We start from the raw sequence: 24,271 nt of genomic DNA, 5'->3' as shown, positions 1-24,271 counted from the left end.
CCGACCCTAGGCGGCGCCGGCGACGTCCGGGTCCCCGGGCTCGCCGAGGATGACGGAGGTGCACTCGCGCTGCAGGTCGGCGTCGAGCCACATGGCGTGCTGCGGTGCGGCGTTGGAGCACACGACGGAGCCCCAGGCGCCGACGGCGTCCGCGTGCCGCACGGCGTCCCGGCAGAGCTGCGCCCCGACCGGACCCTCCTCGAACCGGGTGTCGCGCGGGGTGTAGCCCACCCAGCCCTCCCCCAGCACGAGCGGGACGCCGAGGCGCGCCGCGTGGTCGGCGGCGACGCCGATCCACTCCCGCAGCCGCTCGGCCATCGCGATGCGGTGCGCGCCGTACCGCTCGTACAGCCACCGGTCCACGGCCTGCGGGTCGCACCAGTCGTGCACGTAGATCTCCGCGTGCCCGACGATCGACGCGCGCCGCTTCCACTCCTCGTCCGGCGGCGGCGCCCACTCGCCGAGCCGCGGCGCACCCGGCCGGAGCAGCTCGGCGTCGGCCCGCGCCTGCGGGAAGTCGGCGGGGTCGCCGCGCAGCGCGAACTCCCGCACCAGGTCGTCCAGGACGCCGTACACGTACGGGTGGACCCCGAGCACCTGGGCGTTGCGCGGCAGCCCCCGCATCGCGGTGACGGGCACGGCGGCGTAGTTCGGCCCGCACAGCACGTCGGGGTGGCGCGCGGAGAAGGCGGCGATGCCGCGCTCGAGCCGGTCGCGCAGCTCGACGACCGGGTCCTCGACGCCGGGCAGCCCTGCGGTGAGGTGCCCGGCCTGCACCTCGTTGTGCGGCTCGACGAACGCCAGGACGTGGTCGAGCCCCTCGTCGCGCAGCAGGTCCACGAGGTCGGCCGTCGCCTCGCCGAGCACGGTCAGCCTGTCCTCGGGGTGCACGGCCTGGAGGGCGTCGTACCAGGCCCGGTCCGCGGCGAACGCCGGGCTCTGCTGGTACTCCCACGACGAGGCGATCACCGTCATGCCGTGCCGGTCGGCGCCGCGGAACAGCTCCAGCAGGTGCGCGCGGGCGTCGACGGTCGTCGGCTCGCGCACGTCGTACCAGCGCACCCGCGACGCGTACCCGCCGCCGATCGGCCCCAGCCGCAGCGCCGTCGTGTCGAGGCCGGAGCGGAACAGCAGGAACGGCATCGCGCAGACCCGCACGGCGTTGTACCCGAGCTCCGCGGCGCGGGCGAACGCCGCGTCCAGGTCCTCGAAGGGCTCCCCCGGCCCGGTGCGCACGTACCAGGAGAAGTCCCACAGCGTGATCGCCAGACGGCGGGGCAGGTGCGCGGGGACCCCCGCGGCGGTGCCTCCCGGCGTCGCGCCCGTCTGCCTCCGGTCCGGCGTCGACCGGTCCGTCACCATCTTGGGGTCCGTCATCTCGCTCATCCCTTCACCGCCCCTGCGGTCAGGCCGTTGACGAGCTGCTTGCGCAGCACGAAGAACACGATCAGCGCGGGGACGGCCGCGAGCACCGACCCCGCCATCACCAGGTCGTACTGCCGTCCCTCGGCGCCGAACAGCGCCTGCAGCCCCAGCGGCAGCGTGTAGAACTCGGGCTCGGCGATGATCACCAGCGGCCACAGCAGCGTGTTGTACGAGTTGAGGAAGCTCCACACCGCGAGCGCCCCGATCGCGGGCCGCAGCAGCGGCATGACGACCGACAGGAACGTGCGCAGCTCGGAGCACCCGTCGATGCGGGCCGCGTCGAGGAGCTCGTCGGGCACCGACTGCTCGGTGTACTGGCGCATCATGAAGATCCCGAACGCCGGCGCCACCCAGGGCACGACCAGCGCGAAGAACGGGTTCGCCAGCCCCAGCTTCGCGACGAGGACGAACAGCGGCACGACGATCACCGCGAACGGGATGGCGAGCGACGAGAACATCACGTCGAACAGCACCCGCTTGCCGCGGAACTCGTACTTGGCGAACCCGAAGCCGGCCAGGGAGCACAGGAAGACGGTGGCGACGGTGCTGACGGTGGCCACGACGGTGCTCATCAGCATCCACTGCCAGAACGGCTGCGTGGCGAGGAGGTTCGCGTAGCTGTCCAGCGTGGCCGGGTCCGGGATCAGCGCGGGCGGGAACGCGAAGATGTCGCCGCGGTCCTTGAACGACGAGGACAGCGCCCACAGCAGCGGCGCGACGTAGACCACGGTCAGCAGACCGAGCACCGCGTACAGCGCGGCACGGCCCGGGCGGAAGCGCCGCGGGGCGCGGGGCGCCCGCCCCGCCACGGGGGTCCCGGCGCGGGGTGCCCGCGCGAGGGTCGGAGTGCTCATCGGTTCCTCCCGACGCCGAACGCGCGGGTGCCGAGCCGGCCCAGCACGAACACGATGACGAACATGACGACGCCGGCGGCCGCGGCGTAGCCGAGCTCCTGACGCTGGAACCCGGCCCGGTAGACGAACATCGAGACCGACAGCGTGGCCTCGCCGGGACCGCCCTGCGTGAGCAGGAACGGCTCCTCGAAGATCTGCGCGGTGCTCACCAGCATCGTCACGGCGATGAAGGCCGTGACCGGCTTGAGCTGCGGCAGCGTGACGGCGAAGAACCGGCGCACGACGCCCGCGCCGTCGAGCTCGGCCGCCTCGTGCAGCTCGCGCGGGATGTTCTGCAGGCCGGCGAGGAAGAAGATCGTGAGGTACCCGGTCCAGCGCCACAGCACCAGCACGACCACGACGACGCGCGCCCACCACGGGTCGGTGAGCCAGGAGACGCCGCCGAACCCGAAGAGGGCCTCGAGCGTGGCGTTGAGCAGCCCGTACTCGCCGTCGAAGACCAGCCCGAAGATCAGGGCGATGACGATCGGCGACAGCACCACCGGCATGAAGTACGTGAGGCGGAAGAAGTCCCGCAGCCGCAGCCCTTTGGCGTCGAGGGCCAGCGCGATCAGCAGCGCCAGGGGCAGCACCACCACCATCGCGAAGACGGTGTAGAAGGCGGTGTTCGCCAGGGCGGCGCCGAAGCTCGCGTCGCGCAGCAGCCGGGAGTAGTTCGCCAGTCCCACGAACTCCGGGCTGCCCAGCCCGGCCCAGTCGGTGAGGCTCAGGTAGATCCCCGCCCCGACCGGCACCACCATGAAGACCGTGAACAGCAGGAAGAACGGGGAGATGAAGAGGTAGGGCGCCCACTGCCGCCCGCTCCCGCGTCGGGGGGCGCGCGCGGCGTCCCGGGTGGCCGTCGCCGTCGGCGGCCTGGTCAGGGTGCTCACTGCTGCACCTGCCTCTCGTACGTGCGCACCCCGGCCCGCAGCGCCTCCTCGGCACCGACCTGACCGTTGATGGCGCGGAGGATGGGGCCGCCGAGGCTGTCGCGCAGCACCGAGGCGCCCGCGGACTGGTAGAAGAGCGGCATGTCGGCCGCGGCGGCGGAGAAGACCTCGAAGACGCGCTGGCCGCCGAGGTACGGGTCGGTGATCTCCTGGAACTCGGGCGCGTCGTAGAGGTCGACCAGGGTGGGCATGTAGGCGCCCGCGAAGTACCGGGCGAGCTGGCCCTCCTCGGACAGGTAGGCCCGCTGCAGGAAGTCGGTCGCGGCGTCGGTCAGGGGCTGGTCCTTGAGCACCGCGAACGCGGTGCCGCCCATCGTGGAGGCGACGTGCCCCCCGCCCGCGAACCGCGGGATCGTGCGCGCCCGCCACAGCCCGGACTGGTCGGGCGCGTTCGCCTGGAGGCCGTACACCTCGTACCAGTTCGGCATGACGGTCGCGACGAGCCGGCTCCCCTTGAGCGCCGCCGCGGCGGCGCCGCCGTACGGGTCCGCGAGGGCGACGAACGCCCCCGTCCGGACGCCCTCGGCCATGAGCTCGAGCACCTCGACGGCCTCGTCCGAGAGCACGGCGAGGTTTCCGGCGGCGTCGTAGAGGTTCCCGCCGCGCTGCAGGAGCAGCTGCGTGAACCCGTTGACGATGGAGCCGTTGTCGCCGTTGGCCACCATCCCGATCGCCTGGCCGGTGTCCGCGGCGACCTCGGCCCCGACCTCGAGCAGCTCCTCCCAGGTGTCGACGTCCGCCGGGATCCCCAGCTCCTCAAAGAGGTCGGCCCGGTAGAACATCACCGAGATGGAGTTGTCCGACTCCAGCGCGTACACCTTGCCGTCCACGGTGTACGGCTGGGTCTTCAGCAGCCGTCCGCCCAGGGGCGCCGTCAGCGAGGTGAGGTCGACGAACAGGTTCTCCGCGATCCCGGCCCGCATGACGCGGGGGAACTGGTCGATCACCAGCCCGGCCAGGTCCGGCAGCGGCCGCTGCGCGACCGCCTGCGTCACCAGGCGCGAGACGATGTCGGCCGGCGCGACGGACGTGACGTCCACGCCGAAGGTCCACGCGCTGCCGCCGACGACGGCGGAGTCCGTGGCCGCCTGCGTGAAGTAGCTCGCGTAGCCGGGGTCGTGCGTCCACAGCCCGAGGGACGCCGCTCCCGAAGAAACCGGCGCGGCCGCGGTCGTGGACGAACAGCCCGCGAGCACCCCGCCGCCCGCGACGCCGAGGCCGGCGACGCCGAGCAGCCGCAGCACCTCGCGCCGGTTCAGGTCCACGACCGCTCCTCCCCCACGGCGAGCACCACCCGCGCCACCCGCACGACGTCGACCGCGGCGACAGCGATCCCGTCGGGCACGTCGCGCACGGACGGGTCCACCCAGACGCCGGTCTCGGCGCGCCACGGCAGCAGCTCCAGCGTCAGGCCGTCGCGGGCGACGTCGTCGCGCCACGGCGTGAGGTCGACGTCCCACTCGCGGCCGTGCCAGAAGTGGTCGCTCACGACCTCCCCTCCCACCAGCGCCCGGCCGACGTCGCCCGTCCACGCGACGCGCAGCAGCGCGCGGTCGACGCCGGCGAGCGCGTCGGCGGGGATGTCCAGGGGCACGCGGGCGGCGCCCGAGTAGTCGGTCGGGGCGCTGAGCCGGTCCATCGGGCCGCCGTGCGCCGGCTCCGGTGGGGCGGGGGCGCCCGGGTGCAGTTCCGTCGCGACCCGGCGGCGCCCGGCGGCGGGCACGGTCAGCGTCCACGTGGACCAGGGCGCGCCGGGCCCCGTGCCGGAGGCGGCGTCGACGGTGACGTCCGCGCCCGCGGGCGATGCCGTCAGGGAGGCCGGCGCGGGCAGCATCGACACCGTCACCGCCGGTTCCTCCGTGTGCACGACGAGCGCGCCGTCGAGCGCGTACAGCGGGGCGTCGGAGAGCACCAGGCGCTCGCGGCCGCCGACGTCGAGGCGGTACAGCCGGTCCGCCGTCGCCTCGTCGAGCACCAGCACGTCGACCCCGCCCGACGGGCCGCCCAGCCGGACCAGGGTGTCGGGACCCGGGCGCCCGGTGAGGTCGAGGACCGTCGCGCCGTCCTCGGCGCGCGCCTCCACCGGGCCGGTCGCCGTGACGTCGCCGTCGACGACGAGCTCGACGGGCACGCCGTCGGTCGCGACGAGCACGACGAGGTCCCGCCCGGCGTCGATCCGGGTGAGCACCTGCGCCGTCGCGCTGCGCAGCACGAGCCCGTCGGCGAGCGGGAAACGGAGCGGCCACGCGACCGAGACGCCCGCCGGCAGGTCCACCGGACGCGTGGGCACGGTCACGGTCGCGCCGTCGAGCTCGACGGCGACCTGGACGCCCGGCTGCGCCGGCAGCGGGCGGCGCGCCGGCTGGTACGTGGTGAGGAAGACGTACCCGCGGCGGCCGTCCGACCGCACCGACCAGCGCAGGTCCTCCGGGGTGTCGCTCCCCCCGCCCACGGTGGTCGTCATGGCCGCGATCTCGGCGCCGTCGGCCTGGAGCCACAGGTGCTGGCGGCGCAGCAGGTGGTGGTGGCGGCGCACCTGGCCGTGCTCGCCGACGGGGGCGCCGAAGTCGTAGGTGCGGGTGGGCACGTCGTTCGGGTACCCGGTGGCGTGCGACTCCTGCTCCGTGCCGTGCGGCCCGACGCGCTGGGTGCCGCCGGCGTACATGTAGTACCCCTGCCAGACGGAGCCGCTGCCGACCTTCGCGAGCGCGAGGGCGGCCACGTCGTCGGGCGTCACGAGCGGCCGCCGGTGGTAGGCGACGTGCATCCCGCCGCCGAGCTCGCAGGTCGCGTACGGCAGGGCGTCGTCGTCCTTGAGCGCCACCGCGTCGGGCGCCACGACGATGCCGTCGAGTGCCTCGCGCAGGTCGGCGCCCACCGAGAGGTCGTCGCGCACCGTGCTGTACCGGAAGTGCACGGGCGAGAACGCCGGCCACTCGGTCTCGGCGTCCTCCCAGAACCCGTCGGCGTACGCGCTGTACAGGGGCAGCAGGGTGGCGGGCACCTGCGCGCCGCCCCACCCGGTCGCGGTCCAGACCGGCACCCGCAGGCCCAGCTCCTCCGCGGTGGTGCGCAGGGTGGCGAGGTGCTCGGGCTGGTCGTAGAGCTCGTTGTCCACCTGGGCCCCGACGACCGGCCCGCCCTCGGCGTGCGTGAGGCCGTCGAGCTGCGCGACCGTCTGCGCGTAGTAGGCACGCACCAGGTCGAGGTAGGCGGGGTCGTTCGTGCGCGTCGCCAGCCCGCGCTCGACGAGCCAGTCGGGGAAGCCGCCGTACCGCGCCTCCCCGTGCGCCCACGGCCCCAGGCGGACGACGACGTCGAGCCCGTGCCGGCCGGCGGTCTCGACGAACGCGCGCAGGTCGAGGTTCCCGTCCCAGCGGAAGTCGCCCGGTGCGGGCTCGTGCGCCTGCCAGAAGACGTACGTCGCCACGGAGTCCAGCCCGCCCGCCTTCGCGTGCCCCAGCACCTCCGACCAGCGGTCGCGCGGGACGCGCGAGTAGTGCACCTCGCCCGTCACGGGGAACCAGGGCCGCCCCGCCCGCTCGAGGTACCGGCTGGTCACGGCCACCGCGTCCGACGCGCCGGGCGGGTCGCCCAGCTCGAGGTGGTCGCGGCGCGGTGGGGACGGGCGGCGGGCCCGCACGCGGTGCGTGACGGACCGTCGGCCGTCGAGGGCGTCGGGCATGGGCTCTCTCCTTCGAGAAGCGGGGTCGGGGCGGGCGGGTCAGGCCGACGCGGTGGCGGCGACGTGCCGGTCGAGGGCGGCGAGCTGGTCGCGCAGGGCGCGGACCCTGTCGTCGTGGTCCTGCTGGACGTCGTGGGCGAACAGCAGCATGGCGGGCAGCGACGTCGCGAAGTAGTCGACGGTCGCCCGGCGGCCGTCCTCGGCCTCGACGTACCGCGCGAGGCCGTCCCGCAGGTGCCGTGCGTCGTCGGCACGCCCCAGCCGGCGCAGCGCGAGCACCGAGGCCGCCGTGCGCTCCGAGAACTCCTGGACGGCCATGCCCTCGAAGTCGCCCTGCTGGTCGGCGGCGGTGCGCCAGGCGTCCCGGGCCTCGTCGGCGCGGCCCGCGGCGTCGAGCGCGTCGCCGAGCAGCAGGTGCAGGTCGGCGGTGTTGGCGAGCGGGTGGCGCGCCTCCCCGAGCGACTGCGGCGGAGTGAGGGCCGCGGTGGCGTGCGCCAGCGCGGTCGCGGCGTCGCCGTCGTCCAGGGCCCGCCGGCCGAGGGCGAGGTGCGCGGCGTCCCAGGCTCCCAGCACGCGCCCCTCACCGCCCTCCCAGGGCTGGAAGGACCGGCCGGCCAGGGTGTCGAGCGCCTCGGCCGCGCGGCCGAGCGCGGTGAGCAGCTCCGCGAGCTGCACGGACAGGTCGTCGCGGGCGTCGACCAGGTCGGGCCGGTCGAGCAGCGTCGCCAGGCGGCGCTCCGGGTCGGTGCCGCGCCGCGCCTCGAGCTGGTCCGCCTCGTACAGCAGGCGGGCGTCGCCGGGGGCGAGGGCCCGCGCGCGGGCGTACCAGGCGGCCGCCGCCGCGGCGTCGCCGCGCACGTTGTAGGCCGCGACGCCGAGGTTCCGCAGCACGACGGCGTCGGTCCCGTCGCCCGCGGCCGCGACCTCCCAGGCCGCGACCGCGTCCTCGCGCCGGCCCGCCGCGTACAGGCGGTGCCCGGCCAGGCCCGCGACGAGCGGGTCCTGCGGCCACGCCCGGCGCAGCCGCGCGAGGGCGTCGTCGTCCGTGGCGGCCGGGAACGCCCAGTCGCGCGGGGCGCGCCGGGCCCGCTCGAGCGCGTCCGCCGCGGCCGCCCGGTCGCCCCGGGCCAGCTCCAGGTCGGCGCGGTGCAGCAGCGCGAGCGCGCGGACGTCCCGCTGCCCGCGCGGGGACGGGCGCGTCGCGACGTCCTCCAGCAGCTCGACGGCGTCCGCGACCTCCCCCGCCGACGCGTGCTCCAGCGCGACGTCGAGCGCGATGGTCGGGTCGGGCGTCGGTCCCGTCGGGACGGCGAGCGCGTGGCGTGCCGCGAGGTCGCGCGCCCACGCGTCGAGGGGGTCGACGGCGAGCGTCCCACGCACCAGGTCGCGGGCGCGGTCCGCGTCCCCCAGGCGTCGCGCGGCGACCGCCGCGAGGTTGCGGCCCTGCACGTGCTCCGGGCTGCGGCGCAGCAGCGCGTCGAGCTCCTCCGCGGCCTCGGCGTCGCGCCCCTCGGCGAGGTCGAGCCGCGCGGTCGCGACGGCCGCGGCGTCGCGCCACGCCTGGTCCCACGACGCCGTGCCCAGCGCCTCGCGCGCCTCGGCCGTCCGGCCCCGGCGGGCGAGGACCACGCCCAGCCGGTAGTGCGCCTCGCCGTCGCGCGGGTTGGGGTTGCGCACCGTGAGGCGCGCGACCGCGGAGCGCAGCAGCCGCTCGGCCTCCTCCAGGCGACCCGCGCGCGCCCGCCGGGCCGCGAGCGCCGTCGCGCAGCGCGCGTCCCCGGGGTCGCGGCGCAGCGCCTCGGCCCAGTACGGCTCGGGCGAGCGCGTGGCGTGCCGGTACTGCTCCAGGTGCAGGCCCGTGACGTACAGCTCGTCGGCGGACGCGAGGTCCTCCGGCGCGGGCGGCTCGGTGGCGGGCTCCGGCGCGGGGGCGTCGGGGTCCGCCGCGGGCCGCGGGCGCCAGGCGACGAGCGTCGCGCCGTCGTGCTCGACGACGAGCTCGTAGGCGGTCGGGTCGACGCCGGCGGGCCCGGCCACCTCGCGCACGAGCGGCGCCCCGGGCACGACGTCGGCCCGCTCGTCCAGCAGCACCTCGTCGCCGGCGCGCAGCACCACCCGCGCCCCCGGCCGCGGGGAGGTGACCGCGACGCCGACGCGGACGGCCGCGCCCTCGACGTCGAGCCGCACCGCCGCGTCCCGGGTCGCCTGGTGCACGGGCCCGACGTCCTGGATCGGGTACCAGTACTGCGAGAACGTCGTCGTCTCCCCCGGGCGCAGGAACGCGAAGTCCGGCTGGTTGTCGGTGAAGACCCCCGCCATGAGCTCCACGTACGGGCCGTTCGTGTCCGTGAGGTGCCGGTCCCACGCCCAGCCGAACGGCGCGTTCCCCCACGTCCACATCTTCTTGCCGGGCGAGACCCGATGGTCCGCCCAGTGCACGAACCCGGCACGGGCGGTGTGGTCGTAGCCCCCGAAGAAGTCGTCCTGCGAGCCCAGGCACATGTACGACGTCGGCACGGGGATGTTGCGGTACCGGTCCAGGCGGTCGCCGTCCGGCCGCTCGGGCGTGCGCTGCGCCGGGTAGTCCACGCCGTAGTAGCGGCCCGACGCCGCGGGGAAGGTCGTCACGGCGCGCTTGGCGTGGTCGGCCACGACCGTCACGTCCGTGGGGAAGAACGCCTGGTAGTCGTCGTGCACCGCGGCGGCCACGTTGGCCCACCACAGGAACGTCTGCACGTCGTCGGTCCGGTTGACGAGGCGGACGCGCAGCTCGACGAGCGCGCTGTCCGGGCGCAGCCGCACGCCGTGCATGCCCTGCATGCGCGCGAACGGGTCGTGGTCGGAGCACCACACCGTCACCGCGCCGTCCGGCTCGTGCTCGATCCACGCCTCCGTCGGCAGGAACGTCGCGGGCCGGTGGTGCTGCGGCCAGTTGAGCTCCACGCCCCCCGAGAGCCACGGCCCGAGCAGCCCGACCAGCGCCGGCTTGATGACGTCGTTGCGGTAGAAGAAGTCGTAGCCGCGCGTGCGGTCGAGGCCCACGTGGATGCGCCCGCCCAGCTCCGGCAGCACCATGAGCCGCACGTACGCGTTCTCCAGGTGGATCGCGTCCCACCCGCGCGGCGCCTTGGTCTGCTCGACGCGGTCGACGAACGGCATCGGGTACACCGCCCCCGACGACCCCTGGTACACCCGCTGGTCCAGGTAGGCCGGGTACCGGTCCGGCTCGCCGATGTCGTAGGTGTCGATGGACACCGGCTCGCGCCACCCGCGCACGGGCCGGTCGGCGAGGCTGTCCGGGGCGGGCGGCAGGACGATCCGCGACTCTTCTCCTGGCATGCGACGAACGTAGGCCGCTTGACCGCGCGGCACGATGGGCGATTCCCTGGGACGCATGGACGAAACGACGACCGAACGCGGCGTCGCGACCGAGGTCGGGGGCGAGGGCGCGCTCCGCGACGGCTTCGCCGGCCAGCGCATGGTCGTCGTGCCGCGCCCGGCGGTCCGCGCGGCCCTCGCGCGCCCCGTGACGGCCCGGTTGGTCGTGACGGACGCCGGGTTCTTCCCGCACGCCGCCCGCCACGGGCGGTCGCGACCCGACGGCGCCCGGGAGCACGTCCTGCTGGTCTGCACCGACGGCGCCGGTTGGTGCCGCACGCCGGACGGCCGGTTCGACGTCCGACCCGGGGACGTGGTGCTGGTGCCGGCCGGGTCGTCGCACGAGTACGCCGCCGCCGCGCACGACCCGTGGACCCTCTGGTGGCTGCACGCCACCGGCCGGGACGCCGACGAGCTCGCCACCGCCGCCCGCGCCGCCGCCGGCGGGCCGATCTCCCACCTGCGCGACGCCGCGCCCGTCGCCAGCCTCGTCTCGCAGGTCATCGACGGGCTCGACGACGGCACCGCGGGCGGTCTGGTCCGGGCCGCGGGAGCGGCGTGGCACGCGCTCGCGCACGTCGTGGCGACAGGGCGACGGTCCCCCGGCCCGTCCCCGGACCCGGTAGAGCGGGTCGTCGAGCACCTCCGGTCGACGACGCCGCACCGCACGTCGGTCGGGTCGCTCGCAGCGATGGTCGGCCTCAGCCCGTCCCAGCTCGGGGCGCGCTTCCGCGCCCGGGTGGGCACGTCGCCCCTGCAGTACCAGACCGGGCTGCGGCTCGCGCGGGCCCGCGAGCTGCTCGACTCCACCGACCTGCCCGTCGCCGCCGTCGCGCAGGCGTGCGGCTACGACGACGCGCTGTACTTCTCGCGCCGGTTCGCCCGCACGCACGGGGTGTCGCCCACCGCGTACCGGGCGCGGGGCGTCTGACCGTCAGCCGCCCGCCCGCTCGAGCACGAACAGCCGCACCACCCGGCCGGACTCCCGCTCGTAGGTGCGATACCCCGGCCACTGCGTCTCGATGCGCGCCCACAGCGCGTCCCGCTCGCCGTCGTCGGTGACGGGGGTCGCGCGGACGTCGAAGCGCCGTCCGCGGACGCTGACGGCGGCGTCCGGGTGCGCGAGCAGGTTGTACGTCCACGCGGGGTGGCGGTCGCGCGCGAACGACGTGCCCGCGACCACGAGGCGTCCGGCGCCCACGGGCGTGTACATGAGGTACGTGTCGCGCGGCTCGCCGGACCGAGCCCCGGTGGTGTGCAGCACCAACGAGGGCACCAGCACGGCGGAGAGCTGGAACCGGCCGCGCGTGAGCCGCGCCAGCGCGCGCTCCACGGGCGGCAGCGCCACGGGGGCGACGGCCCGGAACGCGCGCGTCCGGGTGATCGGCGCGACGACGGACCGGACGACGTGCAGCACGCTGGCCATGCCCCATTCTGGGGTGGTGCCCTCGCCACGGTCGTCCGCACGCGCCCTGGGCGTGGTGCGCCTGCTCTGGGTGGCCGGGTTCCTCGTGGGGACGACGACCCACGTGGTCGACCTGGTGCTGGGCGGCACCGACGTCTACGCCGGGTATCCCGCGGGCGTCCGCGCGTTCTGGGTGGCGCTGACCGTCGTCGACCCGCTGGTCGTGACGCTGGTCCTGCTGCGGCGGCGGGCCGGGGTGGCACTGGGCGTGGTGGTGATGGTCGCCGACGTCGCGGTGAACGGAAGCATGCTCGCGGCCACGGGCGACGGCCTGGCCGGACTCGTCCCGCAGTCGCTGTTCGCCGTGTTCGTGCTGGTGACGGCGCGGCCGCTCGCCGCACGGTTCCGTGCGACGAGCGGCCGGGTGCCCGAGACGGGATGACCCGCCCGGGCGTCACGCCACGGTGGACGTCACCACCCGCGGGTCGGCGACGGTCACCTCGTAGGTGTCGCCGGTGACGACGAGCGTCGCGCGGGGCGTCGCCGTCCCCGGCAGGTCGCGCTTCTCCGACCGCCGGGCGCTGGTGATCGCTCCGCCGGTGGCGTGCTGCACGTCCTCGGCCTCGGCGTCGGGCGTGGCGGCCACGTGCGACCCGACCCACACCTCGGCGTCGCCCGGCTCGACGACGCGCACGAGGCGGCGGTCGGCGAACGCGAGCCGGGTCGTCGGCACGGCGAACGTCACGACGACGGACTCCCCCGGCTCGAGCGCGACGCGGCGGTACGCGAGCAGCTGCGCCACGGGCCGGGTCACCGACCCGACCACGTCGCGCCCGTAGAGCTGCACGACGTCCGACCCGGCGACGGTCCCGGTGTTGGTCACCCGGACGGCCGCGGCGAACGTGCCGCCCGCGGCGACCTCGCCGTCGACGGCCAGGTCGGTGTACGCGAACGTGGTGTACGACAGGCCGAAGCCGAACGGCCGCAGCGGCGTCGAGTCGGTGGACGTGACGTCGGACGGCCCGCCCAGCACGGGGTGCAGGTACGAGTACGGCTGCGCCCCGGCCGACCGGGGCAGCGACACCGGCAGGCGGCCCGACGGGTTCATCGCGCCGGCGATCGCCGCGGCGACCGCGGTGCCGCCCTCCTCGCCGGGGAAGAACGCCTGCAGCACCGCGCCCGGGCGCCGGTCGTCGGAGTCGCCCGCGACGTCGAGCGCCCAGTCGATCGCGTACGGCCGACCGCTGAGCACCACCATGACGACGGGGGTGCCGGTGGCGAGCACGGCCTCGACGAGCCCGCGCTGCACGCCGGGCAGCTCCAGCGACTCCGCGTCGTTGCCCTCGCCCACGGTGCCGCGGCCGAAGAGGCCCGCGTGGTCGCCCACGACAACGACGGCGACGTCGGCCGACGACGCGGCGGCGACCGCCTCCGCGAAGCCGGACGTGTCCTCGCCCTCGACGTCGCAGCCCGCGGCGTGCACCAGCTCGGGCTGCGGCAGCCCCGCGGAGCGGAACGCGCCGCCCAGCGACTCGAACACGGTGGGGATGTGGAAGCCCTTCGGCACCTCGGGGTGGTGCGCCAGCACGTGGTTGGCGAACGAGTAGCAGCCCATGAGGGCGTCGCTGCGGTGCGCGTTGGGGCCGACGACGGCGACGCGCACCGGCGCGGCGCTCCACCGCGTGAGCGGCAGCACGCCGTCGTTGCTGAGGAGCACGAGCGACTCCTCCGCCAGACGACGCGCCACGTCCCGGTGGGCGGGCGAGTCCAGGTCGACGACCGCGGGCGGCTCGCCGGCGAAGGCGTCGTCGTCGAGCAGCCCGAGCTCCTCCTTCTGCGCGAGGGCGCGCAGCACGGCGCGGTCCACGTACCGCTCGTCGAGCCCGCCCGTGCGGACGACCTCCGCGAGCGGCTCGAGGTAGGCGTCGCCCGACGGCAGCTCGACGTCGAGGCCCGCCGCGAGCGCCTGCGCGGCCGCCTGCCCGCGGTCCGCGGCCACCCGGTGCATCACCTCGAGGAACGCGACGCCGAAGTAGTCCGCGACGACGGTGCCCTCGAAGCCCCACTCGTCGCGCAGGATCCCGGTGAGGTGCTCCGCGCTGGCGTGCATCGGCACGCCGTCGACGTCGACGTACGACGCCATGACCGACCGCACGCCGCCGTCGCGCACCGCCATCTCGAACGGCGGGAGGAAGACGTCGGCCATCTCCCGCGGGCCCGCCGAGACGGGCGCGTGGTTGCGACCGGCGCGCGACGCCGAGTACCCGACGAAGTGCTTGAGCGTGGCGTGCACGCCGGCGTCCTGCAGGCCCCGCACGTACGCGGTGCCGACCGTGCCGACGAGGTAGGGGTCCTCGCCGATGCACTCGTCGACGCGGCCCCAGCGGGGGTCGCGCACGACGTCGAGCACGGGCGCGAGGCCCTGGTGGATGCCGAGCTCCCGCATGGACCTGCCGATGACGGCGCCCATCTCGGCCACGAGGTCCGGGTCGAACGACGCGCCCCAGGCGAGCGGCGTGGGGAACGTCGCCGCCTTCCACGCGGACAGGCCCGTGAGGCATTCCTCGTGCACGAGGGCGGGGATGCCGAGGCGGGTCTCGCGCCGCAGCCGCTGCTGCTCCGCCCACAGCCAGGCGGCGCGCTCCGCCGGGTCGACCGGCCGCGTGCCGTACACGCGGGTGTAGTGGCCGATGCCGTGCCGGGTGACCTCCTCGAGGCGGCCGCCGTCACCGGCGGCCATCTCGCCCTGCATGGGGGCGACGACCTCGCCGCCCTTGTCGAGCCAGTAGCCGACCAGCTGCGCGAGCTTCTCCTCCAGGGTCATGCGGGCGTGCAGCGCGGTCACGCGCTCGGACACCACGGGCAGCGCCGGCAGCTCCGGCACCGTGGGGACAGGGTGGGTCACGTGCTCTCCTTGGGTCATCCCTTCACGGCTCCCTGCAGGCCGTTCACGATGCGCTTCTGCATCGCGAGGAAGAACACCAGCGCAGGGATCATCGCCAGCGTCGTGAAGGCGAACACGCCCGCGGTGTCGGCCGAGTGCTCCGAGGAGAAGTCGGCGACGCCGAGGGGCAGCGTCCGCATGTCGCCCTGCAGCAGCAGCAGGGGCAGGAGGTAGGCGTTCCAGGAGCCGACGAACGCGAGCACGCCCACGGTCACCATCCCCGGCCCGGACAGGGGCAGCAGGATCCGCCAGAAGAACCCGATGCGGCTGGCGCCGTCGAGCTGCGCCGCCTCCTCGAGCTCGGTGGGCAGCGCCTGGAGGAACGGGCGCAGGATGACGACCGTCATCGGCAGCGCGAACGCCGCCTGCGGCAGCGCCACGCCCCACCACGTGTTGCCCATCTGGTAGTTCTGCGTGATGAGGATGAACAGCGGGATGATCGCCACCGTGGCGGGGAACAGCAGCCCGATCACGAACACCATGAACAGCGCCTCGCGACCCTTGAAGCGGTACCGCGCGAGGGGGTAGGCGGCCATGATGCCGAACACCACGACGACGGCGGTCGTGACGACGGCGATGATCGTGGAGTTGAGGAAGTACCCCCAGAACGGCGAGTCCGCCGCGAGCACGCCGGCGTAGTTGTCCCACACCCACGGGCTGGGCAGGCCGGCCGGGTCCTCCGCGAGCTGGGCGTTGGAGCGGAACCCGCCGAGCACGCCGTACAGCACGGGCCCGAGGGTCACCGCCACCACGACGAGGGCGATCGCGTAGACCAGCGGGCTCCCGCCGGAGAACGACTTCTTCCGCGCCCCGCCGGACGACGCACGGGCAGGGTTGCGGCCAGAGGTGCGGGCGGGGGTCGTCACGGCGCTCATCGGCCGCCCTCCTTGCTGTCGCGGCTCAGGATGAACTTCTGGTACGCGAGCGCGAGCACCAGCGCGATGACGAACAGCACCACGGAGGCGGCGCCGGCGATGCCGAAGTTCTGCCGCTTGGTGCCCTCGTTGACGAGGAACGTCGCCATCGTCGTCGTGGCGTTCGCGGGCCCGCCGCCGGTGAGGATCCACACCATGTCGAAGAGCTGGAGCGAGCCGATCATCGACAGGAAGCCCCAGGTGCGCATGGTCGGGCCGAGCAGCGGGATGGTGATGCGGCGCTGCACCTGCCACCAGGAGGCGCCGTCGAGCTGTGCGGCCTCGTACAGCTCGTCGGGCACGCCCTGCAGGCCGGCGAGGAAGAGGATCACGGCGAGGCCGAGGTACTTCCAGGTGAGCACCACGAGCACGGTCCACAGCGCGTACTCGGGCGTGCCGAGGAAGCCCTGCTCCGGCCCGTGCAGCCCCACGGCGGCGAGCAGCGTGTCGATGACGCCGTACTGCGGCTGCAGCAGCTGGAACCACACGACACCGGCGATGACCTCCGCCAGCACGTACGGCACGAAGATGATCGTGCGCAGCAGGCCCTGGCCCCACATCTTGCGGTTGAGCAGCAGGGCGATCGCGAGCCCGAGCGGCAGCTGCAGCAGGATCGAGCCCACCACGATGATGAGGTTGTGCACGACGGCGTCGGTGAACACCTCGTTGGTCAGCACCGACACGTAGTTGCGCAGGCCGACGAAGTCGACCATCGGGCCGAAGCCCTTCCACTTGTACAGCGACATCTGCACGGCGGTGGCGATCGGGACCACCACGAAGGCCACGAGGAGCGCGAGCGCCGGCGTCACGAACAGGGCGATCTCCGCCCGCTTGCGCCATGCGGCGGCACGGCCGCGGCGCTCCGGACGGCGGTCCGCCGACCGTGCGGGGGCAGGGTCGGCGGACCGGACTGCGGTGTCCGTCATCGTCCGGTCACTGGTCCGCTTCCGCGGCGGACTGCACCGCGTCGACCACGTCCTGCGGGGTCGCCTTGCCGGCGAACTGCAGGGCGATCGCGTCGTTCATCGCGCCACCGACCGACGCTCCGAGGAGCGTGTCGAGGTACAGCTGGATCTCCGGGGCGCCGTCACGCACCTCGAGCAGCTCGGCCAGCGCCGGGTCGGAGACCGACGAGGACGCGGCCGGGTTGGTCGGCAGGCCCATGTCGAGCTCGGCGAAGCCCGTCTGCACCTCGTCGCTCAGCAGGTACTCGGCGAACTCGACCGCCACGTCGGGCGCGTCCTTCGACACGGCCCACGCGTCGCCGCCGCCCATCTGCGCACCGTCGGTGCCCTGCTGACCGTCGATCGACGGGTAGGGGAACCAGCCGGTGTCGTCGCCCAGGCCGGAGCCGTCCTCCGTGAGCCCCTGCATGACGCCGGGCTCCCAGTGGCCGGCCAGCTCCATCGCGACCTTGCCCGAGGCGAGCAGGCCCGAGGCCGACGTGGGGCCGGTCTGCGCGGGCGTGGTGAGGAAGCCCTTGTTGAACGGCTCGGTGGCGAGCAGCTCGTCGAGCGAGTCGCCCGCCTTGACGAAGCACGGGTCGGAGTAGTCGACGTCGGCGATGGCGGCGTCGAGGGTGTCCTTGGCGCACTGCCGGATGACGTTGTAGTACCAGTAGTGCGCGGCGGGCCACTTGTCGCCTGCGCCCACCGAGGCGGGCGTGACGCCGGCGTCACTGAGCTTGGCGAAGACGTCGTACAGCTCGTCCATCGTGGTCGGGGTCTCGGTGATCCCCGCCTTCTCGAAGAGCGACTTGTTGTACCAGAAGCCGACGACCCCCATGGAGAACGGCAGCGCGTACGACGCCCCGTCCACCTGGAAGCCCGGCATGTACGCGCCGAGCTTGTCGATGGTCTCCGCGGCGGGCTCGGAGAGGTCCTTGAGCAGGCCGGCCTCGACGTGGTCGGCGAGCTCGCCGCCGCCGCGCTCCATGAAGACGTCGGGCGCGTCGCCGGACTGGAAGGCGGCGTCGAGCTTGGTGAGCATGTCCTCGTGCGCCATGGCGCTGACCTCGACGGTGGTGCCGGGGTGGTCCTTCTCGAAGTCGGCGGCGAGCTTGTCGTAGTACTCCTTGCCCTCGCCGGTGTTCGAGTTGTGCCACCACGTGATCGTGCTGGCGTCGGCGCTGCTGCCGCCGTCGTCGCCCTGCGAGCCGGTGCCCTGGCCCGCGCAGGCGGCGCCCAGGAGCGCCACGGTGGTCCCGAGCGCGACCGCGGTGGCGCCGCGGATGATCCTCGTCCTCGTCATCATCGATCCCTTGTCCTCGTCGACGGGCACGGCAGCGACGCTGCCGCGAAGGTAGGAGTGTTCCTGGCACGAGAGTGGCAGGCCGGCCGTCGATTCGTCAATCGTTGTCGATAACGATTTCGAAACCTCACCCGTCGTCGGCTCGGACGCCGACGACGACGCGTCATCGCCGCCCGTATGGCGCATACTGTCGACTCGTGAGCACCGCCGCCGACCCGCCCAGGGGTCCCACCGCACCTGTCGCCGGGCGCGTCACCATCTCCGACGTCGCCCGCGTCGCCGGGGTCTCGGTCGCCACCGTGTCGAAGGTCGTCAACAACCGGTACGGCGTGGCCGCCGGGACGTCCGAACGGGTGCTCGCCGTCGTCGAAGAGCTCGGCTACGAGTCCTCCCTGGTCGCCCGCAGCCTGCGCCGCACCAGCACCAACGTCATCGGCGTGCTCGTCGCCGAGTTCGAGCCGTACTCCACCGAGCTGCTCAAGGGCATCTCGGCCGCCGTGGACGGCACCGGCTACGAGCTCCTCGCCTACGCCGGCCGCACGGACGGCGGCGCGCGCACGGGCTGGGAGCGGCGGTCGCTGTCCCGTCTGGCCGGCACCCTGGTCGACGCGGCGATCGTCGTGACGCCGACGATGGTGATGTCCGCCGACTCCCCCGTGCCCGTCGTCGCCGTCGACCCGCACACCGGGCCCGAGGGCACCCCCACCGTGGACTCCGACAACACGACCGGCGCCCGCGAGGCCGTCGAGCACCTCATCGACCTCGGGCACCGGCGGATCGCGCACCTGGGCGGCCGCGCCGACCTCGAGTCCGCCCGGCTGCGCGAGCTCGGCTACCGGCAGGCGCTCGAGGGCGCCGGCATCGCCGTCGACCCGCTCCTCATCAAGGTGGGCGGCTACCGCCCCGACCTCGCCGACGCGCCCGTGCGCACCCTGCTCGACCGGCCGGACCGCCCCACCGCCGTGTTCGCCGCGAACGACCTGTCGGCCATCCACGTGCTCGAGGTGGCCGGCGAGCTCGGCCTGCGAGTCCCCGAGGACCTGTCCGTCGTCGGCTTCGACAACATCCCCGAGTCGTGGGGCAGCGCTCCCCCGCTCACCACCGTCGCGCAGCCCCTGCACCGCATGGGCGCCGAGGCGCTGCGCATGGTGCTCGACCTCCTCGAGGGCACCGCCCGCGAGCGCCACCTGCGGCTGCCCACGTCGCTCGTCGTCCGTGCCTCGACGGCGCCCCCGCCGAGGTAGCCCGAACCCCCGCGAGGTAGTCGAGGACTCGGCGAGGTAGTCCGAACCGTGCCGAGGTAGTTCAGCCGACGTCGAACGTCGCGGCGTCGGGGAACATCACGGGCGGCGTGTCGACGCCGCAGAACCCGAGGTAGCTTCCGGCGAAGTCGCCGTCGGGGTGGTCGGGGTCGACGGCGATCACCCCGCCCGAGGCCGCCACCTCTCCGACAGCGGAGAACCGCTCGCCGCCGGTCGTGTCGGCGTGGAGCATCCGCCCGTCGGGCAGGGTGACGGCGTATCGCCCGACGGGCTCGCCCGTGTCCTCGGCCACGGTGCCGTCCGGCCAGAACACCACGTGGTCGACACCGTCGATCACCGCCACCAGGCACCCGTTCGCGAGCGCTCGGAGCGTGCCGGCCAGCGGCGTCGTCCCGCTGGTGAAGTGTTCCCGGAGCTGCGGCTCGTCGAGTGCCGCCACCTGGGGCGTGTCGAACCCGACGTCGTCGCCGGCCGGGCCGCAGGCCGCGACGAGCGCCGTCACCGCCAGGGCCGCGCCGCCCCTCCACCCGTCACGGGTCCGCATGTCCGGAGCGTAGCGACCCGCGCGACCTCACGGGACCTGACTACCTCGCCGGGCCCGGAGCTACCTCGGCAGGGTCAGCGCGCCCGACGGTGCCGACGCTCGGGCTCGCGCGGGCCACGGCGGGCGAGGTGGCGCTGCCGGAGCCGCACCACGACGAACCAGAGCACGAGCAGGCCGATGACCACGAGCACGGCGTTCGAGATGATGCCGCTCCACTGCGCCAGGACGGGCTCGATGGCGGGGCCGAAGGCATAGCCGAGACCCACCCAGATGCCGTTCCACACGCCCGAGCCGATGGCCGTGTAGAGCGTGAACGACCAGAACGGCATGCGCTCGATGCCCGCGGGGATGGAGATGAAGCTGCGCACGAGCGGCACGCAGCGCCCCACGAGGACCGCGACGCGCCCCCACTTCGCGAAGAACGCCTCGGCCTTGTCGAAGTCGGAGCCGTCCATGAGGGGGATGGCGTCGACGATCGCGCGGGTGCGGTCGCGCCCGAGCAGCCAGCCCAGGTACCACCAGATCCAGGCGCCGACGACGGCGCCGATCGTGGCGGCGAGGATCGCCAGCCACGCGTTCATGTGCCCCGCGTAGGCGAGGAAGCCCGCGCCGGGCAGCACGGCCTCGGACGGGATGGGCGGCACGAACGTCTCGATCAGCACCGCCGCCCCCACGCCGACCTCGCCGAGCGTGGTCATCAGGCTCAGCACCCAGCCGATGAACCCGTCGTACTCGGCGGACGGGTCCGTCGCCGAGGCTGCGACGGCGGCGGCGTGCACGACGCCGGTCACGCGCCCGCCTCGTCCTGGAGAGCCGCGTCGAGGGCGGCGCGGGTCGCGGCGACGACGCCGGGGTCGGTGACGTCGTACCCGCCGGCACCGCCGCCCCCGGGGCCGCCGTCGGCGACCACGGTGCGCCGGGCGGAGAGGTGGACGGCGTGCACGCCGGCGCCGACGAGGGCGGGGACGTCGTCCACGCGGACGCCGCCGCCGGCCATGATCTCGACGCCGAGCTCGCGGCCGCGCGCGGCGAGCGCCGCCAGCACGTCGAGGGCCTCCCCGGCCCGCGGGGCGCCGCCGGAGGTGAGGACGCGGCGCACGCCGGAGCGCGCGAGGACGTCGAGGACGGCGACCGGGTCGGGCACCTGGTCGATCGCACGGTGGAACGTGACGGCCGCACCGTCTGCCGCGGCCACGAACGCGGCGAGCGCCGCGGCGTCGACCTCGCCGGCCGCCGTCATGGCGCCGACGACGACGCCGTCCGCACCGGCGTCGAGCACCGCGCGCACGTCGCGCACCTGCACGTCGACCTCGTCGGGCGCGAACACGAAGCCCCCGGCCCGGGGGCGCACCAGGACGTGCACGCCGACGCCCGAGCCGCGCAGCGCGTCGGCGACGGCGGCGACCATGCCGGTCGACGGGGTGAGTCCCCCCGTGCCGGCGAGGGCGGCACACAGCTCGAGACGGTCCGCGCCGCCGGCCGCGGCGACGCGCGCGCCCGCGACGTCCTGCACCGCGATCTCCAGGGCGACGCCACGGCGATCGCGCGGCTGAGCGGGGCTGACGGGCTCGGGGACGGGTTCGGTCGAAGGGTCCGCAGTCACGGCCGCGAGTCTACGGGGGCGCAGGTGACGACGACCGGGGCGACGTGTGACGGGACGGTGCCGGTCGGAGGTGCCGCTCGGAGGTGCCGCTCGGAGGTGCCGGTCGGAGGTGCCTGCCCGCGGGGTGGCAGGATCGCCGGGTGCCCTCCTACCGCGTGAGCCTCGCCGTCGGCCTGCTGCAGCCGGGCGTCGATCCCGCCGACGTGCTGCCCGCCGCGGCGGACGCGGCGCGCGGGCTCGTCACCGTCGAGGCGTACGACGTGGGGGTGGTGCGGGGCCGGGCACGCGTCACGGTCCGCTTCACGGCGGAGGACGACGCCGCCGCGCACCGCGTGGCGGACGCCGTCCACGACCGCGTCGACACGCTGGCCGACACGTTCGGCGGCACGCTCACCCGGCGGTGGGGCAACCGCTGGCAGCCCGCCTGACACGGCGGTCCCGACGGCACGGGCGAGCCCGCCGGCCCCGAGGGGCGCGACGGGCTCGCCGTGCGGGCGGCGCCAGGGCCGCCCGGGTGCTCACTGCCCGAAGGCGTCGAGCAGGTTCCGGCGCTCCGCGTCGGTGAGGTTGGTGCTGACCAGGGTCGCGTCGATCCCGTGCAGCCGCTCCGCCAGCCGGTCGGGGTCGATCGGCTCGGTGACGATGAACAGGGCCGACGTGCCGGGCACGATCTCCTTCTTCATCTTCTCGAGGTCCTTCGCGGTGATCCCGACGTCGGACAGCGACCGGGTGATGCCGGCGATCGCCGCGCCGGCGGCCGCGCCCAGCACCGGCAGGAAGAACAACGCGCCGAGCAGCAGGCCCCAGACCGCGCCCCAGCCCGTGGCCTTGGCGGTGTCGTCGTGCGAACCGTGGGTGTCCGGCTTCCGCTCGCCCTCCGGCCAGCTCACGACCGCGTGGTCGACGACCTTCACCAGGCCGTCCGCCTCGCCGCCCTTGACGGCCTTGAAGGCGCGGTCGGCCGCACCCGGGTCGTCGAACTTCCAGACCGTGAAATTCGCCATGAGTACCTCCCGACGCCGGGCCGGGTCCGTCCCCGGCTGATGGTCATCCTGGCAGCGTGAACAGACCGCGCAACCGGGCCGGGCGGTCAGTACCGTTGGCCCCATGACCTCCTCCCCCGTCGATCCCACCACCACGACCTCCTGGGGCGACCTGTACGCCCATTACCAGGAGTTCCGGGGCGACCTGCGCGGCTGGTTCGCCGCCGACCCCGGCCGCGCCGCGCGCATGACCCACGTCGCGGGCGACCTGCACGTGGACCTCTCCAAGAACCTCGCCACGGACGAGACGCTGGACCTGCTGGTCCGCCTCGCGAACGAGGTGCGCCTGCCCGAGCGCATCGAGGCGATGTTCACCGGGGAGCACATCAACGTCACGGAGGACCGCGCCGTCCTGCACACGGCGCTGCGCCGTGCCCCCGGCACGCAGCCGCCGCTGGTCGTGGACGGGCAGGACGTCGACGCCGACGTCCAGGCCGAGCTCGACAAGCTGAGCGCGTTCGCCGACCAGGTCCGCGACGGGGCGTGGACCGGCGTCACGGGCAAGCCGGTGCGCACGGTGGTCAACATCGGCATCGGCGGCTCCGACCTCGGGCCGGTCATGGTCTACGAGGCGCTCAAGCCGTACGGCCGCACGGGCGACGACGCCATCGAGGCCCGGTTCGTCTCCAACATCGACCCCACCGACGTCGCGCAGAAGACGGCGGACCTCGACCCGGAGACCACGCTGTTCATCGTGGCGTCCAAGACGTTCGGGACGCTGGAGACGCTCACCAACGCGCGGCTCGCCCGGGCGTGGCTGTGGGAGCGCCTCATCGCGGCGGGCGTCATCGAGGACGACCCCGACGCGAAGCAGGCCGCCGTCAAGGCGCACTTCGTGGCCGTCTCGACCGCCCTCGACAAGGTGGCCGACTTCGGCATCGACCCGGCCAACGCGTTCGGCTTCTGGGACTGGGTCGGCGGCCGCTACTCCGTGGACTCCGCCATCGGCACGTCGCTGGCGATCACGTTCGGCCCCGACGTCTTCCGCGACCTGCTCGCGGGCTTCCGCGCCGTCGACGAGCACTTCCGGAGCACGCCGTTCGAGGCCAACGTGCCCGTCCTCATGGGCATGCTGAACGTCTGGTACAACAACTTCCTCGGCGCCCACACGCACGCCGTCCTGCCGTACGCGCAGCAGCTGCACCGCTTCCCCGCGTACCTGCAGCAGCTGACGATGGAGTCCAACGGCAAGTCGGTGCGCTGGGACGGCTCCCCCGTCACCACCCAGACGGGCGAGGTCTTCTGGGGCGAGCCGGGCACCAACGGGCAGCACGCCTTCTACCAGCTCATCCACCAGGGCACGCGCCTCATCCCGGCGGACTTCATCGCCGTCGCCACCCCCGCCTACCCCCTCAAGGACGACGAGGGCGACGGGAAGACCGTGGCCGCGGGCGCCGACGTGCACGAGCTGTTCCTCGCCAACTTCTTCGCCCAGACCAAGGCGCTCGCCTTCGGCAAGACGGCCGACGAGGTACGCGCCGAGGGCACGCCCGAGGAGATCGTCGCGGCCCGCGTCTTCTCCGGGAACCGGCCCACGACGTCGATCGTCGCGCCGGCGCTCACGCCGTCGGTGCTGGGCCAGCTCGTCGCGCTGTACGAGCACATCACCTTCGTGCAGGGCGTCGTGTGGGGCATCGACAGCTTCGACCAGTGGGGGGTGGAGCTCGGGAAGAAGCTCGCCCTGGAGATCGCCCCGGCCGTGTCCGGGGACGACGACGCCCTCGCCGCGCAGGACTCCTCGACGCAGGCGCTCATCCGCTACTACCGGGAGCACCGCGCCTGAACCTGCGCGCCTGAACCTGACGGCGAGCGGGTGAAATCTGCGGGAGCGCGAGGAACGCACCGCAGGTCACGGGAGCGGGGGGGGGCGACGGTGGGGCGGGGGTCCCGTCGCTTTTTGCCCCCTTTTCTTTTCCCCCCCCCCCCCCCCCCCACAACCGTCCATCCTTCGGGTTGTTTTTTCTTTTTTTTT

The 24,271-nt window shown here is 74.4% G+C and carries 20 protein-coding genes; 5 read left to right on the top strand and 15 right to left on the bottom strand.

Features of this window, described 5'->3' with window-relative positions:
* Positions 1-6: 6 nt before the first annotated feature.
* The 6 genes from ACFVS0_RS10225 to ACFVS0_RS10200 are packed head-to-tail and all read right to left on the bottom strand — an operon-like array spanning position 7 to position 10,295.
* Positions 7-1,386, bottom strand: coding sequence for a cellulase-like family protein (locus ACFVS0_RS10225; protein ID WP_430587876.1), 1,380 nt, complete (start codon positions 1,384-1,386; stop codon positions 7-9).
* Positions 1,383-2,279 carry a carbohydrate ABC transporter permease gene (locus tag ACFVS0_RS10220; protein WP_430587875.1) on the bottom strand — a complete coding sequence of 299 codons (897 nt, stop codon included), beginning with the start codon at positions 2,277-2,279 and terminating at the stop codon, positions 1,383-1,385. The genes ACFVS0_RS10225 and ACFVS0_RS10220 overlap by 4 nt, the downstream gene beginning before the upstream one ends.
* Entirely contained in the window at positions 2,276-3,211 is a 936-nt protein-coding gene (locus ACFVS0_RS10215) for a carbohydrate ABC transporter permease (RefSeq protein ID WP_430551472.1), read from the bottom strand. The genes ACFVS0_RS10220 and ACFVS0_RS10215 overlap by 4 nt, the downstream gene beginning before the upstream one ends.
* On the bottom strand, positions 3,208-4,536 hold the full coding sequence (locus ACFVS0_RS10210) for an ABC transporter substrate-binding protein (protein WP_430587874.1): 1,329 nt from the start codon (positions 4,534-4,536) through the stop codon (positions 3,208-3,210). Before ACFVS0_RS10210 ends, ACFVS0_RS10215 begins: the two co-directional genes overlap by 4 nt.
* A complete protein-coding gene (locus tag ACFVS0_RS10205; protein ID WP_430587873.1) occupies positions 4,527-6,956 on the bottom strand; it encodes a beta-galactosidase in 2,430 nt (809 codons plus the stop codon). Before ACFVS0_RS10205 ends, ACFVS0_RS10210 begins: the two co-directional genes overlap by 10 nt.
* A 39-nt stretch (positions 6,957-6,995) precedes the next feature.
* Complete coding sequence (locus ACFVS0_RS10200) at positions 6,996-10,295, bottom strand: DUF5107 domain-containing protein (protein ID WP_430587872.1); 3,300 nt, start codon at positions 10,293-10,295, stop codon at positions 6,996-6,998.
* Positions 10,296-10,350: 55 nt separating this feature from the next.
* On the opposite strand from ACFVS0_RS10200, the gene ACFVS0_RS10195 reads away from it, so the two are divergent.
* A complete protein-coding gene (locus tag ACFVS0_RS10195; RefSeq protein WP_430587871.1) occupies positions 10,351-11,265 on the top strand; it encodes a helix-turn-helix domain-containing protein in 915 nt (304 codons plus the stop codon).
* A gap of 3 nt (positions 11,266-11,268) precedes the next feature.
* On the opposite strand, the gene ACFVS0_RS10190 is transcribed toward ACFVS0_RS10195, so the two are convergent.
* Positions 11,269-11,760 (bottom strand): nitroreductase family deazaflavin-dependent oxidoreductase, encoded by a 492-nt coding sequence (locus ACFVS0_RS10190; RefSeq protein WP_430587870.1) that lies wholly within the window; start codon positions 11,758-11,760, stop codon positions 11,269-11,271.
* 16 nt (positions 11,761-11,776) lie between these two features.
* Between ACFVS0_RS10190 and ACFVS0_RS10185 the strand changes: the two genes are divergently transcribed.
* Positions 11,777-12,181 carry a hypothetical protein gene (locus tag ACFVS0_RS10185; RefSeq protein WP_430585246.1) on the top strand — a complete coding sequence of 135 codons (405 nt, stop codon included), beginning with the start codon at positions 11,777-11,779 and terminating at the stop codon, positions 12,179-12,181.
* A 12-nt stretch (positions 12,182-12,193) separates the two neighbouring features.
* Here the strand turns inward: ACFVS0_RS10185 and ACFVS0_RS10180 are convergent, their stop codons facing one another.
* Genes ACFVS0_RS10180 through ACFVS0_RS10165 form a run of 4 tightly spaced genes read right to left on the bottom strand, consistent with a single transcriptional unit; the run spans position 12,194 to position 17,847 of the window.
* Complete coding sequence (locus ACFVS0_RS10180; protein WP_430587869.1) at positions 12,194-14,662, bottom strand: beta-glucosidase; 2,469 nt, start codon at positions 14,660-14,662, stop codon at positions 12,194-12,196.
* Positions 14,659-15,558 carry a carbohydrate ABC transporter permease gene (locus ACFVS0_RS10175; RefSeq protein WP_430551482.1) on the bottom strand — a complete coding sequence of 300 codons (900 nt, stop codon included), beginning with the start codon at positions 15,556-15,558 and terminating at the stop codon, positions 14,659-14,661. Before ACFVS0_RS10175 ends, ACFVS0_RS10180 begins: the two co-directional genes overlap by 4 nt.
* Complete coding sequence (locus tag ACFVS0_RS10170) at positions 15,555-16,523, bottom strand: carbohydrate ABC transporter permease (RefSeq protein WP_430587868.1); 969 nt, start codon at positions 16,521-16,523, stop codon at positions 15,555-15,557. The genes ACFVS0_RS10175 and ACFVS0_RS10170 overlap by 4 nt, the downstream gene beginning before the upstream one ends.
* A gap of 7 nt (positions 16,524-16,530) precedes the next feature.
* A complete protein-coding gene (locus ACFVS0_RS10165) occupies positions 16,531-17,847 on the bottom strand; it encodes an ABC transporter substrate-binding protein (protein ID WP_430587867.1) in 1,317 nt (438 codons plus the stop codon).
* 197 nt (positions 17,848-18,044) lie between these two features.
* On the opposite strand from ACFVS0_RS10165, the gene ACFVS0_RS10160 reads away from it, so the two are divergent.
* Entirely contained in the window at positions 18,045-19,091 is a 1,047-nt protein-coding gene (locus ACFVS0_RS10160) for a LacI family DNA-binding transcriptional regulator (protein WP_430551485.1), read from the top strand.
* Positions 19,092-19,152: 61 nt separating this feature from the next.
* On the opposite strand, the gene ACFVS0_RS10155 is transcribed toward ACFVS0_RS10160, so the two are convergent.
* From ACFVS0_RS10155 to ACFVS0_RS10145, 3 genes are all read right to left on the bottom strand, one after another.
* Positions 19,153-19,653: a hypothetical protein gene (locus ACFVS0_RS10155; RefSeq protein ID WP_430564826.1), complete on the bottom strand. Its 501-nt coding sequence runs from the start codon at positions 19,651-19,653 to the stop codon at positions 19,153-19,155.
* A 74-nt stretch (positions 19,654-19,727) separates the two neighbouring features.
* The gene (locus ACFVS0_RS10150; RefSeq protein ID WP_430551487.1) at positions 19,728-20,444 is read right to left on the bottom strand and encodes a DedA family protein; all 717 of its coding nucleotides are present in this window, start codon (positions 20,442-20,444) and stop codon (positions 19,728-19,730) included.
* Positions 20,441-21,178, bottom strand: a complete 738-nt coding sequence (locus ACFVS0_RS10145) for a copper homeostasis protein CutC (RefSeq protein ID WP_430588013.1) — start codon at positions 21,176-21,178, stop codon at positions 20,441-20,443. Before ACFVS0_RS10145 ends, ACFVS0_RS10150 begins: the two co-directional genes overlap by 4 nt.
* 218 nt (positions 21,179-21,396) lie before the next feature.
* On the opposite strand from ACFVS0_RS10145, the gene ACFVS0_RS10140 reads away from it, so the two are divergent.
* A complete protein-coding gene (locus ACFVS0_RS10140) occupies positions 21,397-21,684 on the top strand; it encodes a hypothetical protein (protein ID WP_430551488.1) in 288 nt (95 codons plus the stop codon).
* 90 nt (positions 21,685-21,774) lie between these two features.
* On the opposite strand, the gene ACFVS0_RS10135 is transcribed toward ACFVS0_RS10140, so the two are convergent.
* Positions 21,775-22,260, bottom strand: coding sequence for a DUF1269 domain-containing protein (locus tag ACFVS0_RS10135; RefSeq protein ID WP_430551489.1), 486 nt, complete (start codon positions 22,258-22,260; stop codon positions 21,775-21,777).
* Positions 22,261-22,363: 103 nt separating this feature from the next.
* On the opposite strand from ACFVS0_RS10135, the gene pgi reads away from it, so the two are divergent.
* The gene (gene pgi, locus ACFVS0_RS10130) at positions 22,364-24,082 is read left to right on the top strand and encodes a glucose-6-phosphate isomerase (RefSeq protein WP_430587866.1); all 1,719 of its coding nucleotides are present in this window, start codon (positions 22,364-22,366) and stop codon (positions 24,080-24,082) included.
* The last annotated feature ends 189 nt before the right edge of the window (positions 24,083-24,271 follow it).

This window comes from Isoptericola sp. NPDC058082, assembly GCF_042885055.1.
Taxonomy (GTDB): domain Bacteria; phylum Actinomycetota; class Actinomycetes; order Actinomycetales; family Cellulomonadaceae; genus Isoptericola.
The sequence above is the reverse complement of the archived record's forward strand: the minus strand, read 5'-3'. Positions and strand labels throughout refer to the sequence as shown.

Excerpts from the sequence above, each read along its gene's own strand:
- ACFVS0_RS10165 (WP_430587867.1), bottom strand. The coding sequence starts at position 17,847 with ATGACGAGGACGAGGATCATCCGCGGCGCCACCGCGGTCGCGCTCGGG.
- ACFVS0_RS10200 (WP_430587872.1), bottom strand. The coding sequence starts at position 10,295 with ATGCCAGGAGAAGAGTCGCGGATCGTCCTGCCGCCCGCCCCGGACAGC.
- ACFVS0_RS10205 (WP_430587873.1), bottom strand. The coding sequence starts at position 6,956 with ATGCCCGACGCCCTCGACGGCCGACGGTCCGTCACGCACCGCGTGCGG.
- ACFVS0_RS10170 (WP_430587868.1), bottom strand. The coding sequence starts at position 16,523 with ATGACGGACACCGCAGTCCGGTCCGCCGACCCTGCCCCCGCACGGTCG.
- ACFVS0_RS10190 (WP_430587870.1), bottom strand. The coding sequence starts at position 11,760 with ATGGCCAGCGTGCTGCACGTCGTCCGGTCCGTCGTCGCGCCGATCACC.
- pgi (WP_430587866.1), top strand. The coding sequence starts at position 22,364 with ATGACCTCCTCCCCCGTCGATCCCACCACCACGACCTCCTGGGGCGAC.
- ACFVS0_RS10155 (WP_430564826.1), bottom strand. The coding sequence starts at position 19,653 with ATGCGGACCCGTGACGGGTGGAGGGGCGGCGCGGCCCTGGCGGTGACG.
- ACFVS0_RS10180 (WP_430587869.1), bottom strand. The coding sequence starts at position 14,662 with ATGACCCAAGGAGAGCACGTGACCCACCCTGTCCCCACGGTGCCGGAG.
- ACFVS0_RS10135 (WP_430551489.1), bottom strand. The coding sequence starts at position 22,260 with ATGGCGAATTTCACGGTCTGGAAGTTCGACGACCCGGGTGCGGCCGAC.
- ACFVS0_RS10175 (WP_430551482.1), bottom strand. The coding sequence starts at position 15,558 with ATGAGCGCCGTGACGACCCCCGCCCGCACCTCTGGCCGCAACCCTGCC.
- ACFVS0_RS10195 (WP_430587871.1), top strand. The coding sequence starts at position 10,351 with ATGGACGAAACGACGACCGAACGCGGCGTCGCGACCGAGGTCGGGGGC.
- ACFVS0_RS10225 (WP_430587876.1), bottom strand. The coding sequence starts at position 1,386 with ATGAGCGAGATGACGGACCCCAAGATGGTGACGGACCGGTCGACGCCG.
- ACFVS0_RS10220 (WP_430587875.1), bottom strand. The coding sequence starts at position 2,279 with ATGAGCACTCCGACCCTCGCGCGGGCACCCCGCGCCGGGACCCCCGTG.